Raw genomic sequence first — 20,541 nt, forward strand, 5'->3', positions numbered from 1 at the left:
TCTCACCGCTTATTTTTTAGAGATATCTGTATGACCTTAAATTCTTCAGACGTTGTGATAAAATTTAGGAGAAAAGATCGATTTTTATAAAAAATACAGTTATCCCTATTATTAATAATACAGGCATAAGCCAATTTCCCCAACGCACATAGAGGGTTTGAGTCTGATAACGATAAATTATATCAGCATACAGTTCATAAGTATTGTGATGGGAAAGCCAGAGAGTTCTACCATGAGGATCAACAACGGCTGAATATCCTGTATTGGTGGCTCGAATTGTCCAGCGATCATTTTCAATGGCACGCATCACATCAAGGGCATGATGTTGAGCTAACATAGTTGAGGAATAGTGGGCATCATTGGATGCGGTCAGGATAAATTCTCCTCCTTGAGCCGTTTGGTTGCGAAAATGGCTTGCAAATGCGGAATCATAACAAATTCCTACCGTTGCTTGACCGAAAGGGGTTTGAAACGTTTGACCCGGTTTCCCGTGAATTAAAGTGGCTTCTAACGGAGATAATCGTCGAATAAATTGTCCTAAAATTTCACTAAATGGGATAAACTCTCCTAACGGAACTAAATTGATTTTATCATATTCGCTGATAATTTTTCCGTCCTGATTAATCGAAAATAAACTATTGGTATATCCTTCTTCTTTTAAAGCAAAACTGCCAACTAAAGCCGGAACTTTTTCCTTTAAAATGGCTTGATAAAAAGAACTATTGTGTCGCTGAATGGGGTCAGTCCAAAAAAAAGGTAGGGCTGTTTCGGGGGTTAATACAAGGTCTACGCCTTGATTCGCTAAGGTAATATATCCAGTGGTATAACCTTGTAAAGCTTGCAAAAAGCCTACCGGATTTAATTTAATTTCATTGGGAATATTGCCTTGAATAATTCCCACTTTTAAAGCTTGTTCGGGGTTATTATTCAAAGGGCGACTATATAATATTAACCCCAAAATATGAGAACTGATAAAAAATATTAACGCTAAAATTAATAATTTAACGGTTTTTTGATTCTGATCAAATATTAATCCTTCTGCGATTAATCCATTCACGATTAACAAAATAGCTGTAACTGTTGTGGGGCCAGAAATTTGACCTAAATGTAAAATGATTAAATTTCCGAAACTTTGAGTATAAGATAACGAAGACCACCATAACGCCCCGGAACTCCACAAAGATTCTAATCCACACCATAAGGCTGTTCCAATTAAAACCCGTGTTAAAGCCAGGAAAATTGCCGAATGTAGAGATGCACCATGGCGCGTCTCTACAGCAGATAAAATTAAAAATAATCCTGTCCAAACCATCACTAAAGCTGTTCCCCAAAGGGTAATAAAACTCCAACAAAATAAAGCAATTGCTAAACTCGCTAACCCAGGAATTCCTAACCAAGTCATGGGGTGAATTCCAGTAATCCAAAATAAAGCAATTCCGTAATAACCAATTCCCCAAATTAACGCGAATATTAACGGAAGTTTTAACCCGTTTAACATCTGTAGAGGCGAGACAGAGCGCGTCTCTGCGGGGATTTTAGCAATAGTAAGACAATTGACCCAAAGGGGAACTAATGCCACCCAAGCGAACCCCCAAAGCCCCCAAGGTTCTGTGGCTAACCCCATTAAAACCCCACCTATTGCTGTTAATAATAAACGTTGAATAATTTCCCGTCTGTTCATAACAAATTGTCGTGAAGCGTGAACACCTCAAAAATACTTTTAATATGAAATCCTTAAATGTTTGCTCTGCATTTGTCTACTGTAGAGACGCGCCTGGGCGAAGCCATGCCGCACTTGCTATTGGCACGTCTCTAGGGGCTTAGGGGGGTAATTCCGGGTAAAAATCAACCCGATTTACTCTTCTTCTCCAGATTCTTCAGCAGTGGATGTCGCTTCCGCATCTTCTCCAGAGGCTGGAACAATGGCAACCGCCGCAATTGAATCTTCTTCGTATAAGCGCTGAACTCGAACCCCTGTAGCACTGCGAGACTGAAGGGGAATGGCATTCACCACTTGACGAATAATAATTCCGCGACTACTAATTAGCATTAACTCCTCAGTTTCATCGACGACTTTTAAGGCGACAACTTCATCTTTTTTGGCATGGGGTTTAAACTTAGTGGCAATAATGCCTTTCCCTGCCCGATTTTGTAAGCGGAATTGAGACACTGGAACCCTTTTTCCATAACCACTAGCGGTGATGACTAAAACGGATAATCCTTGAGCAGTTCCCTCCGTTACAACTTCGGTTTCGGTTTCATTTTCCTCGGTGGTTTCTGTTGCTATTGCCGTTAATTCTTCATCGGTTTCTGGTTCTTCACCTTCGGCTTCCGCCAAATTAGAAATAATCGCACTGGGCAAAATATCCATGCTAATTAAGCTATCATCTCCTTTCAATTTCATGGCTTTAACGCCTCGGGTTGCCCGTCCTAACGGTCGCAATTGTTTATCATTGGCTTTAAAATGAATTGCCATGCCATAACGGGAACCAATAATAATTCCATCTTCAACTTTTGCCCGTCTTACCCAGCGTAATTCATCTCCTTCTTCTAAGGAAATGGCAATTAAACCATTAGTCCGAATATTACTAAAGGCGGATAATTGGGTTTTCTTAATAAAACCTCCTTTGGTTAACATCACCAAGTATTCATCATCGCTAAATTCGCTAACGTGAACAATGGATGTAATTCGTTCTTCCTTGGGAATGGGTAACATTTGAACGATGGGAACTCCTCGCGCGGTGCGGGAAGCAACGGGGATTTGATACGCTTTGATACTATAAACAACACCCCGTTCGCTAAAGAATAAGACAGTATCATGATCGCAACAAGTGATAAAGTGTTGAACTTCATCATCTTCTTTCATTTTTGTGCCTTGTTTACCTTTTGTTGCTCGACTTTGGGCGGTAAACGTATTTACAGGCATTCGTTTCATATAACCTTGTTCTGTTAACAGAATTAAGGCTTTTTCATTGGCAATTAAATCGGTTTCATCTAACTCCCCTTCAGTATGTTCAATCACAGTCCGCCGAGGGGTATTGAACTTTTGTTTCAGTTCTAGGGCTTCCTGTTCAACAATTTCTAAGATTCGTTCTCTTCGCGCTAAAATATCGTACAAATCAGCAATTTTAATTTGCAGTTCTTGGTGTTCTTGGTCAATTTTTTGAGCTTCTAAAGCGGTTAACCGTCGCAATTGCATTTGTAAAATTGCATCGGCTTGTTGTTCAGATAAACCATAGTTGGTCATTAATTCTTGCTTGGCGATGGGAATATCAGCCGCGTGACGAATTAAGGCAATAATGGCATCTAAATTGTCTAAAGCAATTAATAATCCCTGTAAAAGATGATCTCGTTCTTGGGCTTTCCTGAGTTCATATTCCGTGCGTCTGCGAATCGTTTGTTCCCGGAATTGTAGGAATACTTCTAAAAATCGTTTGAGGTTAAGAATTTCCGGGCGACTATTAACTAACGCCAACATATTAGCCCCAAAATTGGTTTGTAAGGGCGTTTGTTTGTAGAGGTTATTGAGAACTACACGGGCATAAGCATCTCGTTTGAGTTCAATCACGATTCGCATTCCATCGCGATCGCTTTCATCCCGGATATCAGAAATTCCCTCTAATTTCTTATCATTGACCATTTCTGCAATCCGTTCAATCATTGCTGCTTTATTGGTTTGATAAGGCAGTTGCGTAATAATAATCGCATCTCGATCGGGTCGTCCGCGATGTTCGATGGTTTCAATGGTAGCAACCCCACGCATGGTAATCGAACCCCGACCATCGGTATAGGCTTCTTTAATTCCCGATGTCCCTAAAATTTGCGCCCCCGTGGGAAAATCTGGCCCCGGAATATGACGCATTAATTCAGCAATGGTAATCTCAGGATTATGAATTAATGCTACTAAACCATCAACTAATTCCCCTAAATTGTGTGGGGGAATATTGGTTGCCATTCCCACCGCAATTCCTGACGATCCATTTAATAATAATTGGGGAATTCGTGCGGGTAAAACTAACGGTTCTTGTTGAGAACCATCGAAGTTATCGCCAAATTCAACGGTTTCTGCGTCAATATCTCGTAGGAGGGAATCAGTCGTTAAGGCTTGCAAACGACATTCGGTGTACCGCATGGCAGCCGGGGGATCGTTATCAACTGATCCGAAGTTCCCATGACCGTTAATTAACGGCGATCGCATGGAAAAATCCTGCGCCATCCGCACTAAGGCATCATAAACGGCGACATCCCCATGAGGGTGATATTTACCGAGTACCTCCCCCACCACACGGGCGCATTTACGGAAGGGTCGATCAGGGGTTAAGCCCAGTTCGTTCATGGCGTATAAAATCCGTCGATGAACGGGTTTCAAACCATCCCGCGCATCTGGCAGCGCCCGCCCTACAATTACGCTCATGGCGTATTCGAGGTAAGATTGCTGCATTTCATTTCTCAGATCCGTCGGGATAATTCTCGACTCAGAGGTACTCATACCTTCAAAAACTCCATTACAATTTAAAATTAGTCACCTTTAACCGAAAATATTAGGAGAAATAAAATCATCTTCGGTATAGGCTCTAAAATCAGTGACTAATGCTTAAAATTATACCATAATTTGCCTTCTTCTTGGGGGTGAAATCTGGGATTAAAATTGACAATAAACTCTTGACAAATGCTAACAGTTATTTATTCTGACGAATTCCTCAACCATAAGACCGGATTATTCCATCCAGAACGGCCAGAACGGTTAACAGCGATAGTAAATGCCTTGAAATCGGTATCTTGGGCCGAAAAGTTAGACTGGAAACTACCCACTCCGGTGATGGATCGGCTGCAACCGTTGATGAGGTTATTGGAAACGGTACATACCTCTTCCCATATTCAACGAGTCAAAGCGATCGCCGATCAGGGGGGGGGTTATTTGGATGGAGATACCCCCATGTCGGCTGAAAGTTATGATGTGGCACTGTTGGCGGTGAGTGCCTGGTTGGATGGGGTGGATCAAGTCTTGACAACGGGACATCCGGCTTTTGTTTTAGCGCGTCCCCCCGGACATCATGCCGAAGCTGATCGAGGGATGGGATTTTGCTTATTTTCTAACGCAGCGATCGCGGCTTATTATGGCTTAGAACAACCGGGGATTGAGAAAGTCGCTATCTTAGATTGGGATGTGCATCATGGCAATGGAACCCAAGCGTTAGTGGAAGATGATCCTCGGATCGCTTACTGTTCGTTACATCAATCCCCCTGTTATCCGGGGACGGGATATGCGGAAGAACGTGGCTCTCACAACAATGTGCTGAATCTTCCCCTGTCTCCGGGTAGCACCATTGATCTCTACAAACCCGCCTTTCAACATTATATCTTGCCCTTTTTACAACAGGTACAGCCGGATTTGCTGATTGTGAGTGCGGGATATGATGCCAACCAGGATGATCCCTTAGCCAGTATTTCTCTACAACCAGAAGACTACGGACTGTTTACTGAATATTGTTTACAACTCACTCCCCGCATTCTGTTTGGACTAGAAGGCGGTTATGATTTACCCAGTCTCTCCCAGTCCGTTGTCGCCACCTTGGAAAAATGCCTTTAGGTAGTCAGTTATCAGTTATCAGTTATCAGTTATTAGTTATTAGTTATTAGTTATTAGTTATCAGTTATTAGTTATCAGGGGTTGGACGAGGCTGGATAGTTTGGCAACACAGTTGATCTAAATCACAAAACTTATCCAAGTTAATCACAAATTTACAAAGCGTTGAGTCACTTAATATTGAGAAGAAAAAGTTCATAATTAATCCAGACAAACCATGGACTTTGATCAACCTCTGAGTAACGTATCCCAAGGAAAGGTGATTTATGATGGCATATCGTCCAGTACCCCTTGAAGAACTTTTTGGTCAAATTATGTTTTCTAGTGTCGTGACTCGCAGTGATCGCCAACACTTGCGTTCCGCCATTTTAGGTGAAAGTTTGACCGATAATGAAAAGGTGATTATTAACCGATTACTGTACAATGTTCGCCGGGGGTGGGTGAAGCTAGTGGATCTTTAGTTGATCAGCTACCTGTTTTCATAAAAAATTTTCATAAATAGAGTTTCCGTTACCCATTTTTCCTTTTTATAGATAGATCCTGAAATTGAGCAATTTTCGATACAATATCAGTCGTTAACTTTACGTTCAGGATTAATCCCAACCCTTGCTATCCCCATCTTTGCTGGTTGCTCACGGTAGCCGAGATCCTCGTCCCCAACAAGCTTTAAATCTATTGGCAAAACGCTTAGGGGAACGTTCAGGCTTTCCTATAGTTGGAACTGCCACATTAGAATTAGCACTCCTTCCCCTTCATCAACAGATTCAAGAGTTTGCCCAGTTAAGTCAATCTTGGGGATATTCTCAAGTCCAAATTTTACCGTTATTTCTCTCGTCAGGCGTTCATGTTAACGCTGATTTACCCGCAGAAATTGCGATCGCCCACGAACAACTTGGATCAGAAATTCAACTTAATTTATTACCTTATTTTGGGTCTAAAATCAATCGTTTAGCGGCTTTAATCGCAACAAAAATGGCAATGGTTGAGATCGAGCATTGGATTTTAATCGCTCATGGCAGTCGCCATCCAGGGGGAAATCAACCCATTGAACAATTAGCAACTCAAATCAAGGCAATTCCCGCCTATTGGTCAGTTTCTTTACATTTTGAAACTCAAATTAAAGCCTTAATTTTATCGGGAGTTCACCGAATTGGAATTATTTCTTATTTTATGTTTTCCGGTGGTATAACTGATGCGATCGCCCAATCCCTTCAACAGTTTTATCAAGAATACCCCACTGTTGAATTTTATTTAATTTCACCGTTAGAAATTGACGATAATTTACTTGATTTAATTGAAGATTTATTAAAATAATAAGTTTTAGATTAAAATAAAAGGAATAAATTTAATATTAGGATAGAATATAGTAATCCGCGCCTTCGAGACGGAGGTTATAATAATTTCTAACTGACATGAAACAGCCAGAAGTATTATCCCTGTTCCCTGTTCCCTTTTGAACCCAGATTTTGGATACAACTCAAATAGAATTGCTATAGATTACCCATGAGTCAATTAACCTTGAAAGATTTTACTCCCGACCCCCAACGGTTAGCCGTTTTGGCAGAATGTATCGCTGACTATGGGATTGATGAGGGAAATAGTGAATGGACAAATAATATAATTTCTAAAAAAACCGTTGTTTATGGCAGTGGTGTGATTGCCAAACAAGGTGAAATTGTTGATCATAATGTTGACCCCAAAGAGTTAGAATTATGTCAACAATTAGCAGATCAAGTTTGCCAAATTATGGGAGATATTGATGTGGGGATGGGTTCAGAATCTTCTACCCCCTTTCAACCCTTCTATATTGTTGCTAATATTGATGATCCAATTCCTGAAAAAATAGATATCGAATTGATTCGCTCAAAATTTGCTGGGACAATTTTTCCCCCTGCAATAATAACCGTTGAACCTTTAGAAGAAGCAGGAATCTGGTGGTCAGAAGTCTTAGAAGATGCAGATGGTAGTGAAGAGGAAGAGTATTTACAACCTTGGCGAGAAATGATGGCTTGGTTTCAAACTCAAGATGCTTTTAAAGATACGGCATTTGTTCGTATTGGGGACTATAACGTATTCTATCAAGGTCAATATAATGAGGATGAATTTCCCGAAAATATGGGAGATCAGGGATGTGTTTTCCCCCGGTTTGCAGTTGGTTTAACTCATCATGGCAGTTTAGCTGGAATTTTTGGGTTTAGTGTTCAAACGTAATCAATTCTGGTAAATTAGAACGGTGGATTTATTTCCATGCCACACGACAAAATAGATCATCAATAAAATTAAAAGACAAATGGAAGACTCAGTTCAACCTCAATATCATTTACAACCCTTTAAGGTTATAGGGGGAGATTCTGGGTATTCTAAATTAGAATTGAAGAGTCAAGAAACTCTCATTAACTGGAATAATCAAATTATTTTGGGTAATTGCTTAAATGTATTAAAGCAGATACCTGATCATCAGGTTGATTTAGTGATTACATCCCCACCCTATGCGGATAGTCGTTCTAAAACCTATGGCGGAATTCATCCCGAAGAATATGTTAATTGGTTTTTGCCGATTTCTGCGGAAATCAAGAGAGTCTTAAAATTCAATGGTACATTTATTTTAAATATTAAAGAAAAAGTTGTTAATGGGGAACGACATAATTACGTTATTAAACTTATTTTAGAACTGCAAAAACAAGGTTGGTTATGGACAGAAGAATATATTTGGCATAAGAAAAATAGCTATCCTGGAAAATGGCCGAATCGATTTCGAGATGCGTGGGAACGATGTTTACAATTTAATCAACAAAAAAAGTTTAAAATGTATCAAGAACAAGTTATGGTTCCTATGGGAGATTGGGCTAAAAATCGCCTTAAAAATTTAAGTGAAGTTGATCAAATTCGAGATAACTCTAAAGTTGAGAGTGGGTTTGGAAAAAATGTCTCGAATTGGGTAGGACGAACAATGGTTTATCCGGCAAATGTGTTGCATTTAGCGACGGAATGTGGTAATAAAAATCATAGTGCTGCCTTCCCAAAGTCTTTGCCGTCGTGGTTTATTAAATTATTTACTGAACCGAATGATCTGGTATTAGACCCCTTTGTCGGTTCAGGAACAACTTGTATCGCAGCTAAAGAGTTGGGAAGAAATTATTTAGGGATTGAAATCAAAGAAGACTATTGTAATCTTGCCTTATCGAATCTTGATAAAACAGTATTTAATGTTCAAAATCAAGACTCAGTTATCGAAACTATCTCAACCGATTCTATTAATTCTAATATCACAAATTCAACGATAACTCAAAAAAATTATCAAATTTATAATGACTATCTGATTAATCATGTTTTGTCTCCTTTTTATAATAAACGATTTGAAAAATTGAATAACCTTAAACTGAAAGATATTCTTAAACGGAAAAATCCTTACTTATTCAAAGCCAAGAATATTGAACTTGCAGGTGATTTTGTTAAAAGTATAGTTGATGCTTTTCTTTCTTCTCAAGAAGAAACAATTTTTGGTCATTTATTAGAAAGCTTTGCTATTTATATCTCAGAAACTCTTTATGGGGGATTTAAGTCAACGTTGAATAGTGTTGATTTAGAATTTGAACGAGGAAGAAATTATTATATTGTGGGAATTAAGTCAGGAATTAACTGGGGTAACTCTGATCAAATTAATCGCATGAAAGATAACTTTAAGAAAGCCAAAAATAGACTAAGAGAAGAAGGAAAAACTTGTGATATTATTGCAGTTAATGGCTGCATCTATGGAAAAGACAAAAATCCTTTAAAAACCGATCAAGATCCAGATAAAACCTACTATAAATATGCAGGTCAAGATTTTTGGAATTTTATTGCAGAGGATGATAACCTATATCAACAAATGATTGTCCCGATTGATATAGAAGCTCAAAAAAAAGATGAAAGTTTTAAAACCATCTATTCCAGTAAAATTAATCAAATGACGCAAGAGTTTATGCAAAATTTCATGAAAGACAATCAAATTGACTGGGTTAAACTGGTTGATTATGTTTCTAAGCGAGAAGAAAACCCTTTAGATCCTGCTATTGAACAGTTATCCTTAGATTTAGAATTAGGAGATTCGGAAACTTAACCGCTTAGTAAGCCCTGAAGGGCTTCCGGTGAGAGCGAATCATCAAACCCCTTAACCTTAATTTTATTCTGCCCATCTTCTCAATAAATTTGTATAGGTTTTAGACACCAAATCAAACTCAATGGTTTTCCCTTCCTTAGCAAAAATAGAACGGCGAGTGGTATCTAAATCAAATAAAATTTCTCGATTTGCAGGGTCACGAACTAAACTTTGAACCCATCCCACAATGGCTAATCTTACCCCTTGACTAACAGGTTCAACTCGGTGTAAGGTTGTTGATGGATAAACAATCATTGAACCCGCTTTCAATTTATAGCTACGTTCTTCATCACTATTTTCAATCACTAATTCTCCGCCTGTGTAGGTTTCAGGATCACTTAAAAATAACGTAAACGAAACATCCACACGCCAAAATTCTTGATCTCCCATCAACGCATTATCTGTATGGGTTCCATAGGACATTCCATCTTCGTAGCGGCTGGCTAAAATCGAGTGAACAATTTTAGGTAAAACCGCACTTTGAAATAAGGCATTTTTTTTGAGAATAGACTGCACTTGTTCCCGCAAAGCTTGAGCTTCCGGTGTTTTCTTATCAAGCTGTTGATTGTTCTTAACGAGTTTGGCGTGCCAACCTGCGGTTGTTTTGCCATCAACAAACGTAGCTTGAGTGAGATGATCAATAAAAAATTTTAATTCCTCTGATGTCAAAATATCATCAATCGAGAACAGCATAGGAGATAAAAGTGCAACATTAGATAATCGATAGCTGTTTGCACCTCTGTTTTTCGGCGAGTTTCTATGAAACCAGCTTGACAATGTGCAAATTTGTCAGCTTGACGGTATATTGAAAGACGGCTTAATCTTACCTTAATTTTCATTGGTGTAGTCAAGGAGTGTCAAAATGCAATCCAAAACAATTCAGTTATTTCTCACAGTCGGTTTAGCTGCTACTTTAGGGGCTTGTGCCCCAGCCACTCAAGAAGGGGGTACCCCAGCGACTTCACCCGCCCCAGAAGCGACTTCTAGCCCTGCCACTTCACCCAGCCCTGTCACTTCACCCAGCCCTGTCACTTCACCGAACCCTGCCACTTCACCCAGCCCGGAAGCAACTTCTAGTCCAGAAGCAACTTCTAGTCCAGAAACTTCACCTAGCCCAGAAGCAACTTCTAGCCCAGAAACTTCACCTAGCCCCTCTGCTTCTCCTGAAGGTGGTGAAGGGGGCGAAGGCTAGATCCTTTGCTGAGTAGAGATGTTTGAGAGAACGTCTCTACGCAAACAGTTAATGCCCAGGAGGAAAACTCCCCTCCCGCACTTCCGTACAGAACTGTTGAACGGCTTGGGTAATCGTTTGTTGTAAATTGGCGTAGGTTTTGGCAAAGGGGGGTTGCCAGGACGATAATCCCAAAATATCCGAGGTGACTAATACTTGACCATCACAATTAGCCCCCGCCCCAATACCAATGGTGGGTATGGTTAATTGCTGGGTAATTTTTTGGGCTAAATCTGAAGGGATATGTTCTAACACAATTGTAAAGGCTCCAGCTTGCTCTAACGCGATCGCTTCTGAAAGAATGCGTTCTGCTGCATCGGAAGTTTTGCCTTGTTTGCGATAACCCCCAAATTGATGAACGGACTGGGGGGTTAAACCCACATGACCCATGACTGGAATTCCAACTTGGACTAACTGACTAACTGTTTCTGCCATTGCTGGATATCCCCCCTCCAGTTTAACACCTTGAGCACCTGTTTCTTTGAGAATTCGTCCGGCTGAATGAATGGCTTGTTGAGGACTTTCTTGATAAGTTAAAAAGGGCAAATCAACAACTAATAAAGCTTGTTTCACGCCTCGTCGCACAGCTTTAGCATGATGAATAATTTCATCTAAGGTTAGGGGTAAAGTGGTGTCATATCCTAACCCAACCATTGCCAGAGAATCTCCCACTAAAATAATATCAATTCCGGCTTGATCGAGGAGTTGAGCGATCGCATATTCATAGGCTGTCAATACTGTAATGCGTCGTCCCTGCTGTTTCCATTGACTTAATTGTTGGGTTGTAACTGTCATAATCAGTTATCAGTTATCAGTTATCAGTAATTATATCAAGCATGACATAAATGCAGTCGAATCAGACATCCGACCTTTTCTATTCTTTAAAATTTCAACTTTTATTCTTTTAAACCTTAACCTAATTCCAAACTGGTAACTCCAAAAATATTTGTCCAATTGATATTCGGTTGCTCTCCAGTATACATTCTAACACATTCAAACATGGATTGCATTTGATAACGTTCAACTAAAGAAATTCCTGGATTATTAATATTCGGAACATCAATATAAATCGAATCTCCCTGGGCATAACAAGCTAAAGCCAGAAACAGCTTTTCTGCTATCTCTTCATTTTCAGCAAATAAAGGAGCAATTTTATATCCATCTGTTGCTTTTCTAATCACTCCATAACCGACTAAATTCTCCCCATTTAAAATCCCATAACCTTGTCCATGGGGTTGATTAATCCAGTGAGAGAGAAAATTAGGACGATCACCGGGAAAATATTGACGATCATAATTACACAGTTGAGCAAAATTAATCGTTTTTAAATCTACTAAATCATTAGCCATTGTTCCTGAAATTATCCCTTGATAACGCAGATGAGAATGAAACGGTTTAAAGCCAAATTTTTGATAAGTTTTAACTTGTTCCAAAACAGCATCTAACGCTGCATTTTGACCCGGAATTAACTTAAAAGCTTCCTGCCAAGTTTTCAAACCATATCCTTGCTTACGATATTCCGGTTTAACAATATAAAGGCCAATAAAGTTAAAATTGCTATGATATCGGACAACAGAAATACAACTAATGGGTTGACCGTTTAATTCCCCAATTAAAAATCCACCTGGATCAGCACTATAAAAATTATCAACATCATCAATACCCGGATTCCATCCTTCAGAAGCTGCCCAACTTAAGGCTAATTTTAGATCATCCGGGGTCATTGAACGAACTCTGAAATAATCTTCTATTAGGGTCATTTTTTTCGACTCATTAAAACATTTCTCCCCATCTTTTGCAGATAGGGTTCAGATTTACTGATTGATTTTTTAATAATTTAGGTTTAATCTAATTGATTAGTAGATTTTCCTAAAATTTGATTGAATAAACTAGAAACCAAAGAAAGAACGATTGAACCCAATAATGCTGCCCAGAAGCTAGAAATTGAAAATCCGGGGGTGAAATAAGCAACTAACGAAATAGAAATAGCATTGACGACGAATAAAAATAAACCTAACGTTAGAATGGTTAAAGGAAGGGTAAAGATCGTAATAATGGGTTTAATAATGGCATTCACTAAAGCCATTACAACCACTCCAACGGCAGCAGCTTGCCAACTGTTAATGGTAAAACCCGGAACAATATAAGCCGTTATTCCAAGTGAAATTGCAGAGATTAGCCAAGTTAGAAAAAAATTTAGCATGGATGTTTCCTAGGAATAAAAATTCAAATGGCGGTTCTTTTGAGGAATTTGAGATCCTCAAGGAAACTTCTGAGAGATAGCTAATTTTACATGGTAATGGCAAAATTAGGCATTTGAGAAGCTAACATAAGTATAAATCAGTTGATCCTAAAGTGGAGTAATCAATAGATGATTAGACTTTGGCAATATATCATTTTAACAGTCGTTGTCGTGCTGTTGGCTTTACCGCTTCCCTCCTGGGCTGCAAAAAATCCATCCCATCTGTTTTTCAGTCATAGTTTATTACAAGGACGGGATTTTTCTAATCAGTCTTTACCTGCGGCTGAATTTGCGAATTCTAATATGGAGTTAGCCAAATTTGATCATTCTGATTTAGAAGGAGCTATTTTTAGTAAAGGGATTCTAACAAAAGCCAGCTTAAAACAAGCAAACTTAACCTATGCTATGTTAGATCAAGCTGATTTTACAGAAGCAGATTTAAGTGATGCTGTGTTAGTTGAAGCCTTATTTTTCGGGTCAACCTTTCATCATACAAAAATCATAGGGGCTGATTTTACTGATGCTTTATTAGATCGAGAACAGATTCGACAATTATGTCAGGTTGCCAGTGGCATTAATACCACAACAGGAGTTTCAACTCGTGAGTCTTTGGGATGCAGATAAATATGCAATTACTTTGGGAAATATTCTTGAGTGGGATGAGTAATCATGGGGTAATTTTTACTCCCAAAACCTAGATTACACTTGTTGTTGATTATATCACAAATAGAGCTATCTATCTGAAACTTTAACTCTGTAAAAAATGCTTATTGAATTAAACTAATTGGGTAGCTTTAATCAGGTGATAAGCCATTAATAATTGTGTTAAGACAAGAGGATAGCTTTGTAACATTTCTCCCGTTATTTATACTAAAATCCATAAATTCTGTTAAAGATTACAAGTTTTTCCATTTTCTTCTTTGTAATCTTCTGAATTTATTTTAGCAACCTGACTATAGGGTGTAATTAAAGATTGTAAACTCGCCTTAAAAATACTTCCCTTACTCACTTGACTTTGAACTAATTTTAAATCGCCTCCCATCATTTGACAAAAATGGCGACTAATCGCTAAACCTAATCCTGTGCCGCCATATTTACTCGACGTTGAATTATCCCCTTGAATAAAGGCTTCAAAAACATATTTTTGCTGTTCTTCGGGAATCCCAATTCCTGAATCTTGAACACAAAAATTAATTCGATAATACGGTAAAGGATTATCCGATAAATCCTCATTTTCAGAATTGAAATCATTAGAGGAAGGAGTCAGAAGTTCACGATTCACTGTTAGTATAATTTCACCGTGCTGTGTAAATTTAGCCGCATTACTCAGTAAGTTTAATAAAATTTGTTTCACTTTGGTTGAATCCGCATAAATAATCGTTATAGTCGGATCATAATTCAGCGTTAAAATATTTCCATTTTGACTAACTAAAGGTTTAACAGTTGCAACAACGCTTTCAATTAATTCTTTTAAATCAAAATTTTCTAAATGAAGTTCCATGCGTCCGGCCTCAATTTTAGATAAATCTAAAATATCATTAATTAATGATAATAAATGTTTCCCGGCGGTATTGATCATATCTAAATCACTAATAAATTCCTCATGACCTAAATCTTTCGCATCTTCACTCAGCATTTCGCTGTAGCCTAAAATAGCATTTAAAGGTGTTCTTAATTCATGACTCATATTAGCTAAAAATTGGCTTTTAGCGATGTTGGCAGATTCTGCTGAATCTTTCGCTTGTTCTAACTGCTGAGTTCGTTGATCAACTTGTTCAATTAAGTAGTTGACTGAATGAGCTAAAGAATAGATTTCATCAATATTCGTCTGGAAAGGAACCCGAAGTTGATAATTAGACTCCTGTGCAACTTGTTCTGCCACTTGCTGGGTCACACTTAAGGGTTGAGTAATAGAACGGGTCGTTTTAATAGCTGTAATAATAGAAATTAAAACCGATAACACAGCACTAATAATAATAATTAAATTTTCTAGCTTTCGAGCTTTTTTGAGCACAAGTTCGCTCCTATCTTCTTGGATTTGAGCTTTTTTTAACCAGTCTGTCAATTGATTATTCAGCTTTTCTAAGGTTTGAATGGTTTGTTCATTAGAGAGAGAGTTCAAGGACTGATAAATCGCCTTGCTTTTAGAGTCCGGGGATAAGGTCGGTAAAATAGATTTTAAAGTTTCAATCGTTTTAATATAGGTTTTTAAACTGTTCTTATAGGTTTTAAAGAAGGATTTTATTTCTAGGGGTGTAGCCACTGACCAACTGGGTTCTTGATCAATAAACTTTTCAATTTGAACAACAAGCTGTTCTATTTCAGCTAGATTTTGATGGATACTTTTTTGGTCATGATTCCAAGTTTTAGGGTTATCTGCTGAAGAGATTAAGTGATAACTCTGCAATTGGATCTTGAGAACCGTTGTATTAAAGTTACTGAATAATTCTACTTGTTGATGAGCATCCGATAATTGATGATAAGTCTGTTTTTGGTAAACATCCGCCAACAATAATCCTGTAATTGAACCCATAAAACCAATAGAAATGGCTAAAAAATAGCCATAACTAATTTTTTGATAAATAAACCAGCGATGCTCTGACTGCTTCTGGTGTCGAAAAGGATTATATTTATCGATATAACCCTTTAAAGAATGCGCTCCAACTCTGTGAGTGTCTTGGTATGTTGCAGTGGATTTTAAATCTTCAGATGGCATTAGCCTATACTCCTTTTCCCTCCCAGTTACCTTTGACTAAAGAATAGTTACCTGGTTCATCTTGTCAACCTCAATCCTTAAATTGCCAAGTTTTAGAACATAATAGGGGTTGGTCAGAATACAATCTCCTTCCAGGGTATAACCCCTTAACTACAATTGTGACATGGCTGTGTTAGTGTTACTACTAATTAAATAAAAGATGTAAAAAACCCTCCAGGTTCAACTGAAGGGTTAGGAAGACAGCAAAGTCAAGAATTTCAATCGAGTTCTAAATCCGTGAAGGTTGATCTGATCACAAAGAGATCTCTATTTTTTTGCAAACTTAACAATCACTATCTGAACGATTCACTTCAGTCGAAAAGAATACAGCCGTAACTAACCGACCATAGCAGTTGGTTGCAGTAAGGCTTCTTTGAGTAACTGTACTTTATCCGTCTTCTCCCAAGGTAAATCTAAGTCTGTTCGACCTAAATGACCATAGGCAGCCACATCTTGGAAGAAACGACCGCCACGTTCTGCGGGTAATTTTTGTAAATTAAACGCTTGAATCATTCCCGCCGGACGCAATTCAAAGTTTGCTTGTACAACTTCCAACAGTTTGTTTTCATCCACCTTCGCAGTTCCAAAGGTTTCAATAAACACGCTGACGGGTCGAGCTACCCCAATTGCATAGCTTAATTGCACTTCACACTTCTCTGCTAATCCCGCCGCCACAATATTTTTAGCCACATAACGGCAAGCATAAGCCGCACTGCGGTCTACTTTTGTGGGATCTTTACCGGAAAATGCACCGCCACCATGACGGGAATAGCCGCCATAGGTATCCACAATAATTTTGCGACCGGTTAAACCAGAGTCCCCTTGAGGGCCACCAATCACAAATTTACCCGTTGGGTTGACTAAAAAGCGAGTTTGGTTATCAGGTTTTACCGCAATATCATCAAATACGGGTTGGACAACCGCTAACCACAAATCTTCTTTAATTTTGTTTTGTACTTCAGCCTCATCGGTAATGTCTCCAATGGTCGCTGTATGTTGGGTGGAGATTAAAATCGTATCAATGCCAACGGGACGATCATCTTCATACAGGATAGTGACTTGGGTTTTACCATCGGGACGTAAATAAGGCAATTTGCCATTTTTCCGCACCGTTGCCAATTGTCGAGCAATTCGATGAGCTAAACTAATGGGTAATGGCATCAGTTCTGGGGTTTCATTACAAGCAAAACCAAACATAATGCCTTGATCTCCGGCACCGATCGCATCAAGTTGTTCATCACTTAACAGTTCTCTTGCTTCTTGAGCTTGGTTTACCCCTTGGGCAATATCAGGAGATTGTTTATCTAAGGCAATCAGAACAGAGCAGCTATCGGCTGAAAAACCATTGTTGGCATCAACATACCCGATCTCCGCAATTTTTTTTCGAGCTACATCAATATAGTTGATATGGGCAGTCGTCGTAATTTCACCCGTAATCAGCACTAAGCCGGTATTGACCACTACTTCAGCAGCAACGCGGCTTTTAGGATCATGGGCTAATAAGGCATCTAAAATCGTATCGGAGATTTGATCGCAGATTTTATCGGGATGACCTTCAGTAACGGATTCAGAAGTAAACAGGTAACGGCGAGACAATAATCTATTCCTCCTTATCTTCGAATGAGATTGATTCAGTAGAACCGGATTGACATTACACTACTACAGCATCATCTCTTAATTCTCATTTTCACCGATCAGACGGATTATATTATAGAAAGTTGCGACGATCAGCAATTATACAGGGGTTATTCCCAATTTAACGAAAATTATGGGTTTAAAGCCCCGCCCTTTAGCCGAGTGGAGGGCGGATTTGGTAGCCAGATTGTCAATGTTAAAACTCAAATTGTTTTAAGAATCCCCGTCGCGATATTCGCGGAGAGTATCAAATACGGGCAATAGCGGCTATCTTAGTCAGCTTATTTGTGTTGAGTCCATCTAGTTCATTAAGATGTAGCCAACCCTCTTTAACCAAACTGGCAAAAATAAAAATTAGTCCTGAATATTCATAATCATATTTGCCATCTATATTGTGTCTTCTAGCACTTAAAAAGTCGTGCAAACGCCAGATATCATCAATTTCTACAATCGCACTTGATTGTTTACGAACTTCGTCTATCAAAGCCTTTATTTCTCGTTGATAAGCTGTATCAAAGGCAGCTTTGGCTACTTCTTTTTCTGCCTCAGACCATTCAATTTCATTGACTTGCATCATTACTAAAGTTAAAAGGTTTATTAATCAGAACTTACACAACCATAATTAGGGTTATGTTTGTTAAATCTCACCAACAGGGAAAATAAAAACTATTTATTATCTTCCCCTTTAAACCACAAGTTAAAATATACTAAGTAGGTAGGCAGGATTAAGCTATACCATGTAACAATATGTAAAGAAGCCTCGATCAACCATTACAGAGCGTTAGAGCGGTTTACAATCGTTTACATAGTGGCATTTTATAGAGCCTACCTACTTATTTATTAAAAATAGACCCTAAAAAAACCTACACAATCAGGGTTTTGTCTGTGTGGCAACGGGTTTAAACCCGTTGCTATATTAAATTAGATTCGTTTATTAATTAACGAACTAAATTTAACAACTCTTTAGGTGATGCTAACAAGTCAATTGCAACAAAGAAAATTTTATTTTCAGGACTTAGCAAAAATCTCCAAGCCATATTCATGCCCACACCAGCACCAAACCAAGGAGTTTGCACTTTACCAGTTACTTTGATTTGGGTATAACCACCCTCTGCGGGTTCTGTTACGCCTCGCTCTGGAATCAACTTGAGATGATTACACTCTTCTCGGAAAAATCGAAGAACAGCATCTTTCCCCACAATGGGTTTCTGAAAAGGAGGTTGAAGCGCGCCATCGGGGGTGAATAACTCAATCAGCACCTCAAAGTCGTTGGCGTTCATGTTATTCATGTAGTTGAGAACCGTGGGATTATCAACGCCTTCGATAGTAACTTGAGTCCGTTGTGCCATATCTTTAGGAACAACCACAGGTTCAGAAACTCTCTGAAAACTATCAAGCTTACTTGTATCAAATCCCATGTCAACAACGCAATTGCGTAAAACAGTGATTTGTTGACCTGATTCTAGTGCTTGAATTGCTTGCAGTACAGAAGTTGCATTAGCTGATAGCTTATATCCTGATGGAATTGGAGCGACAATTCCTTGAGCCATCCATTCCCCAAGCTGATACCAAAAACCTAGCTTAATGTTGGCAGTCCAACTACCGTAAGCTCGTGAAATTGGTGTATCGGTTCGGTTTGCCAAATCACACATGACCTGTGTTTGTTCTTGGAAAGACATTTGCCGAATTTGATTCATCGTTCCTTGAGCAAACTCCATATTAGCCGCGCCTAAAGCAGCAACGGTAATCGTTTTACCCATTTCAAGGTAAGCAAACCAGATTAATGCCAGTTGATCTTCAGCATTAAGTTGATTGAAGCGGGCGATTGTAGCTGGTACTACGTCAGCAGTTAAAGTATTTGGAAAAATCCCACGGGCTGAATCGACTGTAAATGGCATAAAGTAAATTCCAGACTAAAATTTGGACAAAAACCAATCCTGAGTTTCAAAGCAGGGGATGAACTTTAACAGAACATGATTTTAAACTTGCTCATGTTTTGACTATAGCACACAAATCTTAAAGAAAGTACAAAAATCTTTACATAAATTTTCAGACAACATTACGATCTTTGCGAAAAGTATCGGCAAAATTAGGGTTAGATCCTAGTCGAGTTGGTAGAGGCGTTTTGATATCGCCGTTAAAAGTCAAATTGTTTTAAGAATCCCCGAAAGATACTCTTGGGAGTGTCAAGCTCTTAATTTTCAATTGATCCCAATGGGAGATCACCACCGTCGCCCGATTTAGGTGTTTAGGGTGGGATTGGTTCCAACAAACCCCCACACAACCCGCAGCCCCAGCCCCGATCGCCATATCAATATCTCCTTGAGCATCCCCCACCATTAAAGTCACAGAAGGATGCACTCCCAGGGCTTGACAGGCATTCAGGAATAAAATCGGATCGGGTTTTGTTGGGCCGTCATCGACCCCCATTTGTAATTGAATATAGGGTTCGAGTTGATGGTGTGTCACAAAACGTTGGACTTGTGCAGTCGGAGCCGCCGAAAGAATCCCTACCTTTACCCCTGCATCGGATAGGGATTTGAGAATGTCTAAACCCCCAACAAACAAAGGAGAAGGGGGAGTAGACTTGAGATAATAATCTGCATCTTCAAAAGCACGACGGGCAATCGTTAAAGACTCTAACCACCCTCGTCCCGTTTCAGCAATATAGGCTGCTGCAGCAATTTCATTTTCTCGTCGGCTTCCCACCGCCATCAATCCAGTAGGGTCAAGGCTATCTCCCTGAACGCCAAAAGCCATCAATAGAGGTTCCCCAATCCCCGGAATTTGAGCATCAATTAAACGCGATCGCTTTTGAGCTAAATTCCTCAAGAAATCAGTAGAATCCTCTAAGGTTCCATCTTTATCGAAGATAACGGCTTCGATATTAGAAAAAGTAACCGTCTGAACTTGAAGAGTGACCAACCTTTAATACTCCAAAGCGAATCGGGAA

18 protein-coding genes are annotated in these 20,541 nt (G+C 39.0%); 7 read left to right on the forward strand and 11 right to left on the reverse strand.

The features are described 5' to 3' along the window. Positions 1–64: 64 nt before the first annotated feature. Together lnt and gyrA are read right to left on the reverse strand one after the other, a co-directional pair. The gene (gene lnt / locus PL9214_RS02140; RefSeq protein WP_072717195.1) at positions 65–1,681 is read right to left on the reverse strand and encodes an apolipoprotein N-acyltransferase; all 1,617 of its coding nucleotides are present in this window, start codon (positions 1,679–1,681) and stop codon (positions 65–67) included. A gap of 174 nt (positions 1,682–1,855) precedes the next feature. Beyond that, positions 1,856–4,489 (reverse strand): DNA topoisomerase (ATP-hydrolyzing) subunit A, encoded by a 2,634-nt coding sequence (gyrA, locus tag PL9214_RS02145; protein ID WP_072717196.1) that lies wholly within the window; start codon positions 4,487–4,489, stop codon positions 1,856–1,858. A gap of 180 nt (positions 4,490–4,669) precedes the next feature. Here gyrA and PL9214_RS02150 point away from each other — a divergent pair, with 180 nt between their 5' ends. The 5 genes from PL9214_RS02150 (at position 4,670) to PL9214_RS02170 (ending at position 9,686) form a co-directional block, all read left to right on the forward strand. Further along, positions 4,670–5,590 carry a histone deacetylase family protein gene (locus PL9214_RS02150; protein ID WP_072717197.1) on the forward strand — a complete coding sequence of 307 codons (921 nt, stop codon included), beginning with the start codon at positions 4,670–4,672 and terminating at the stop codon, positions 5,588–5,590. Between the two features lie 263 nt (positions 5,591–5,853). Next, positions 5,854–6,048: a hypothetical protein gene (locus tag PL9214_RS02155; RefSeq protein WP_437126732.1), complete on the forward strand. Its 195-nt coding sequence runs from the start codon at positions 5,854–5,856 to the stop codon at positions 6,046–6,048. A gap of 145 nt (positions 6,049–6,193) precedes the next feature. After that, the gene (locus tag PL9214_RS02160) at positions 6,194–6,901 is read left to right on the forward strand and encodes a sirohydrochlorin chelatase (RefSeq protein ID WP_072717199.1); all 708 of its coding nucleotides are present in this window, start codon (positions 6,194–6,196) and stop codon (positions 6,899–6,901) included. 189 nt (positions 6,902–7,090) lie between these two features. Next, entirely contained in the window at positions 7,091–7,798 is a 708-nt protein-coding gene (locus tag PL9214_RS02165; RefSeq protein WP_072717200.1) for a hypothetical protein, read from the forward strand. Between the two features lie 79 nt (positions 7,799–7,877). Next, positions 7,878–9,686 carry a PmeII family type II restriction endonuclease gene (locus PL9214_RS02170; RefSeq protein ID WP_072717201.1) on the forward strand — a complete coding sequence of 603 codons (1,809 nt, stop codon included), beginning with the start codon at positions 7,878–7,880 and terminating at the stop codon, positions 9,684–9,686. Between the two features lie 63 nt (positions 9,687–9,749). On the opposite strand, the gene PL9214_RS02175 is transcribed toward PL9214_RS02170, so the two are convergent. After that, complete coding sequence (locus PL9214_RS02175; RefSeq protein ID WP_072717202.1) at positions 9,750–10,418, reverse strand: Fe2+-dependent dioxygenase; 669 nt, start codon at positions 10,416–10,418, stop codon at positions 9,750–9,752. 169 nt (positions 10,419–10,587) lie between these two features. On the opposite strand from PL9214_RS02175, the gene PL9214_RS02180 reads away from it, so the two are divergent. Further along, the gene (locus PL9214_RS02180; protein WP_072717203.1) at positions 10,588–10,917 is read left to right on the forward strand and encodes a hypothetical protein; all 330 of its coding nucleotides are present in this window, start codon (positions 10,588–10,590) and stop codon (positions 10,915–10,917) included. Between the two features lie 48 nt (positions 10,918–10,965). Here PL9214_RS02180 and panB read toward each other — a convergent pair whose 3' ends face one another. From panB to PL9214_RS02195, 3 genes are all read right to left on the reverse strand, one after another. Continuing rightward, complete coding sequence (panB, locus tag PL9214_RS02185; protein ID WP_072717204.1) at positions 10,966–11,751, reverse strand: 3-methyl-2-oxobutanoate hydroxymethyltransferase; 786 nt, start codon at positions 11,749–11,751, stop codon at positions 10,966–10,968. Positions 11,752–11,867: 116 nt separating this feature from the next. Beyond that, complete coding sequence (locus PL9214_RS02190) at positions 11,868–12,716, reverse strand: GNAT family N-acetyltransferase (protein WP_072717205.1); 849 nt, start codon at positions 12,714–12,716, stop codon at positions 11,868–11,870. Between the two features lie 83 nt (positions 12,717–12,799). Then, positions 12,800–13,159, reverse strand: a complete 360-nt coding sequence (locus PL9214_RS02195) for a phage holin family protein (protein ID WP_072717206.1) — start codon at positions 13,157–13,159, stop codon at positions 12,800–12,802. Positions 13,160–13,327: 168 nt separating this feature from the next. Between PL9214_RS02195 and PL9214_RS02200 the strand changes: the two genes are divergently transcribed. Then, positions 13,328–13,822, forward strand: a complete 495-nt coding sequence (locus tag PL9214_RS02200; protein WP_072717207.1) for a pentapeptide repeat-containing protein — start codon at positions 13,328–13,330, stop codon at positions 13,820–13,822. Between the two features lie 265 nt (positions 13,823–14,087). Here the strand turns inward: PL9214_RS02200 and PL9214_RS02205 are convergent, their stop codons facing one another. From PL9214_RS02205 to PL9214_RS02225, 5 genes are all read right to left on the reverse strand, one after another. Beyond that, positions 14,088–15,914 (reverse strand): sensor histidine kinase, encoded by a 1,827-nt coding sequence (locus tag PL9214_RS02205; protein ID WP_072717208.1) that lies wholly within the window; start codon positions 15,912–15,914, stop codon positions 14,088–14,090. Positions 15,915–16,289: 375 nt separating this feature from the next. Then, entirely contained in the window at positions 16,290–17,549 is a 1,260-nt protein-coding gene (metK, locus tag PL9214_RS02210) for a methionine adenosyltransferase (protein ID WP_072717209.1), read from the reverse strand. Between the two features lie 286 nt (positions 17,550–17,835). After that, complete coding sequence (frp, locus tag PL9214_RS02215) at positions 17,836–18,165, reverse strand: fluorescence recovery protein (RefSeq protein ID WP_072717210.1); 330 nt, start codon at positions 18,163–18,165, stop codon at positions 17,836–17,838. A gap of 361 nt (positions 18,166–18,526) precedes the next feature. After that, a complete protein-coding gene (locus PL9214_RS02220; protein ID WP_072717211.1) occupies positions 18,527–19,486 on the reverse strand; it encodes an orange carotenoid-binding protein in 960 nt (319 codons plus the stop codon). Positions 19,487–19,742: 256 nt separating this feature from the next. Next, positions 19,743–20,513: an HAD family hydrolase gene (locus PL9214_RS02225; RefSeq protein WP_072717212.1), complete on the reverse strand. Its 771-nt coding sequence runs from the start codon at positions 20,511–20,513 to the stop codon at positions 19,743–19,745. Positions 20,514–20,541 lie beyond the last annotated feature (28 nt).

It is taken from the genome of Planktothrix tepida PCC 9214 (assembly GCF_900009145.1).
GTDB lineage: Bacteria > Cyanobacteriota > Cyanobacteriia > Cyanobacteriales > Microcoleaceae > Planktothrix > Planktothrix tepida.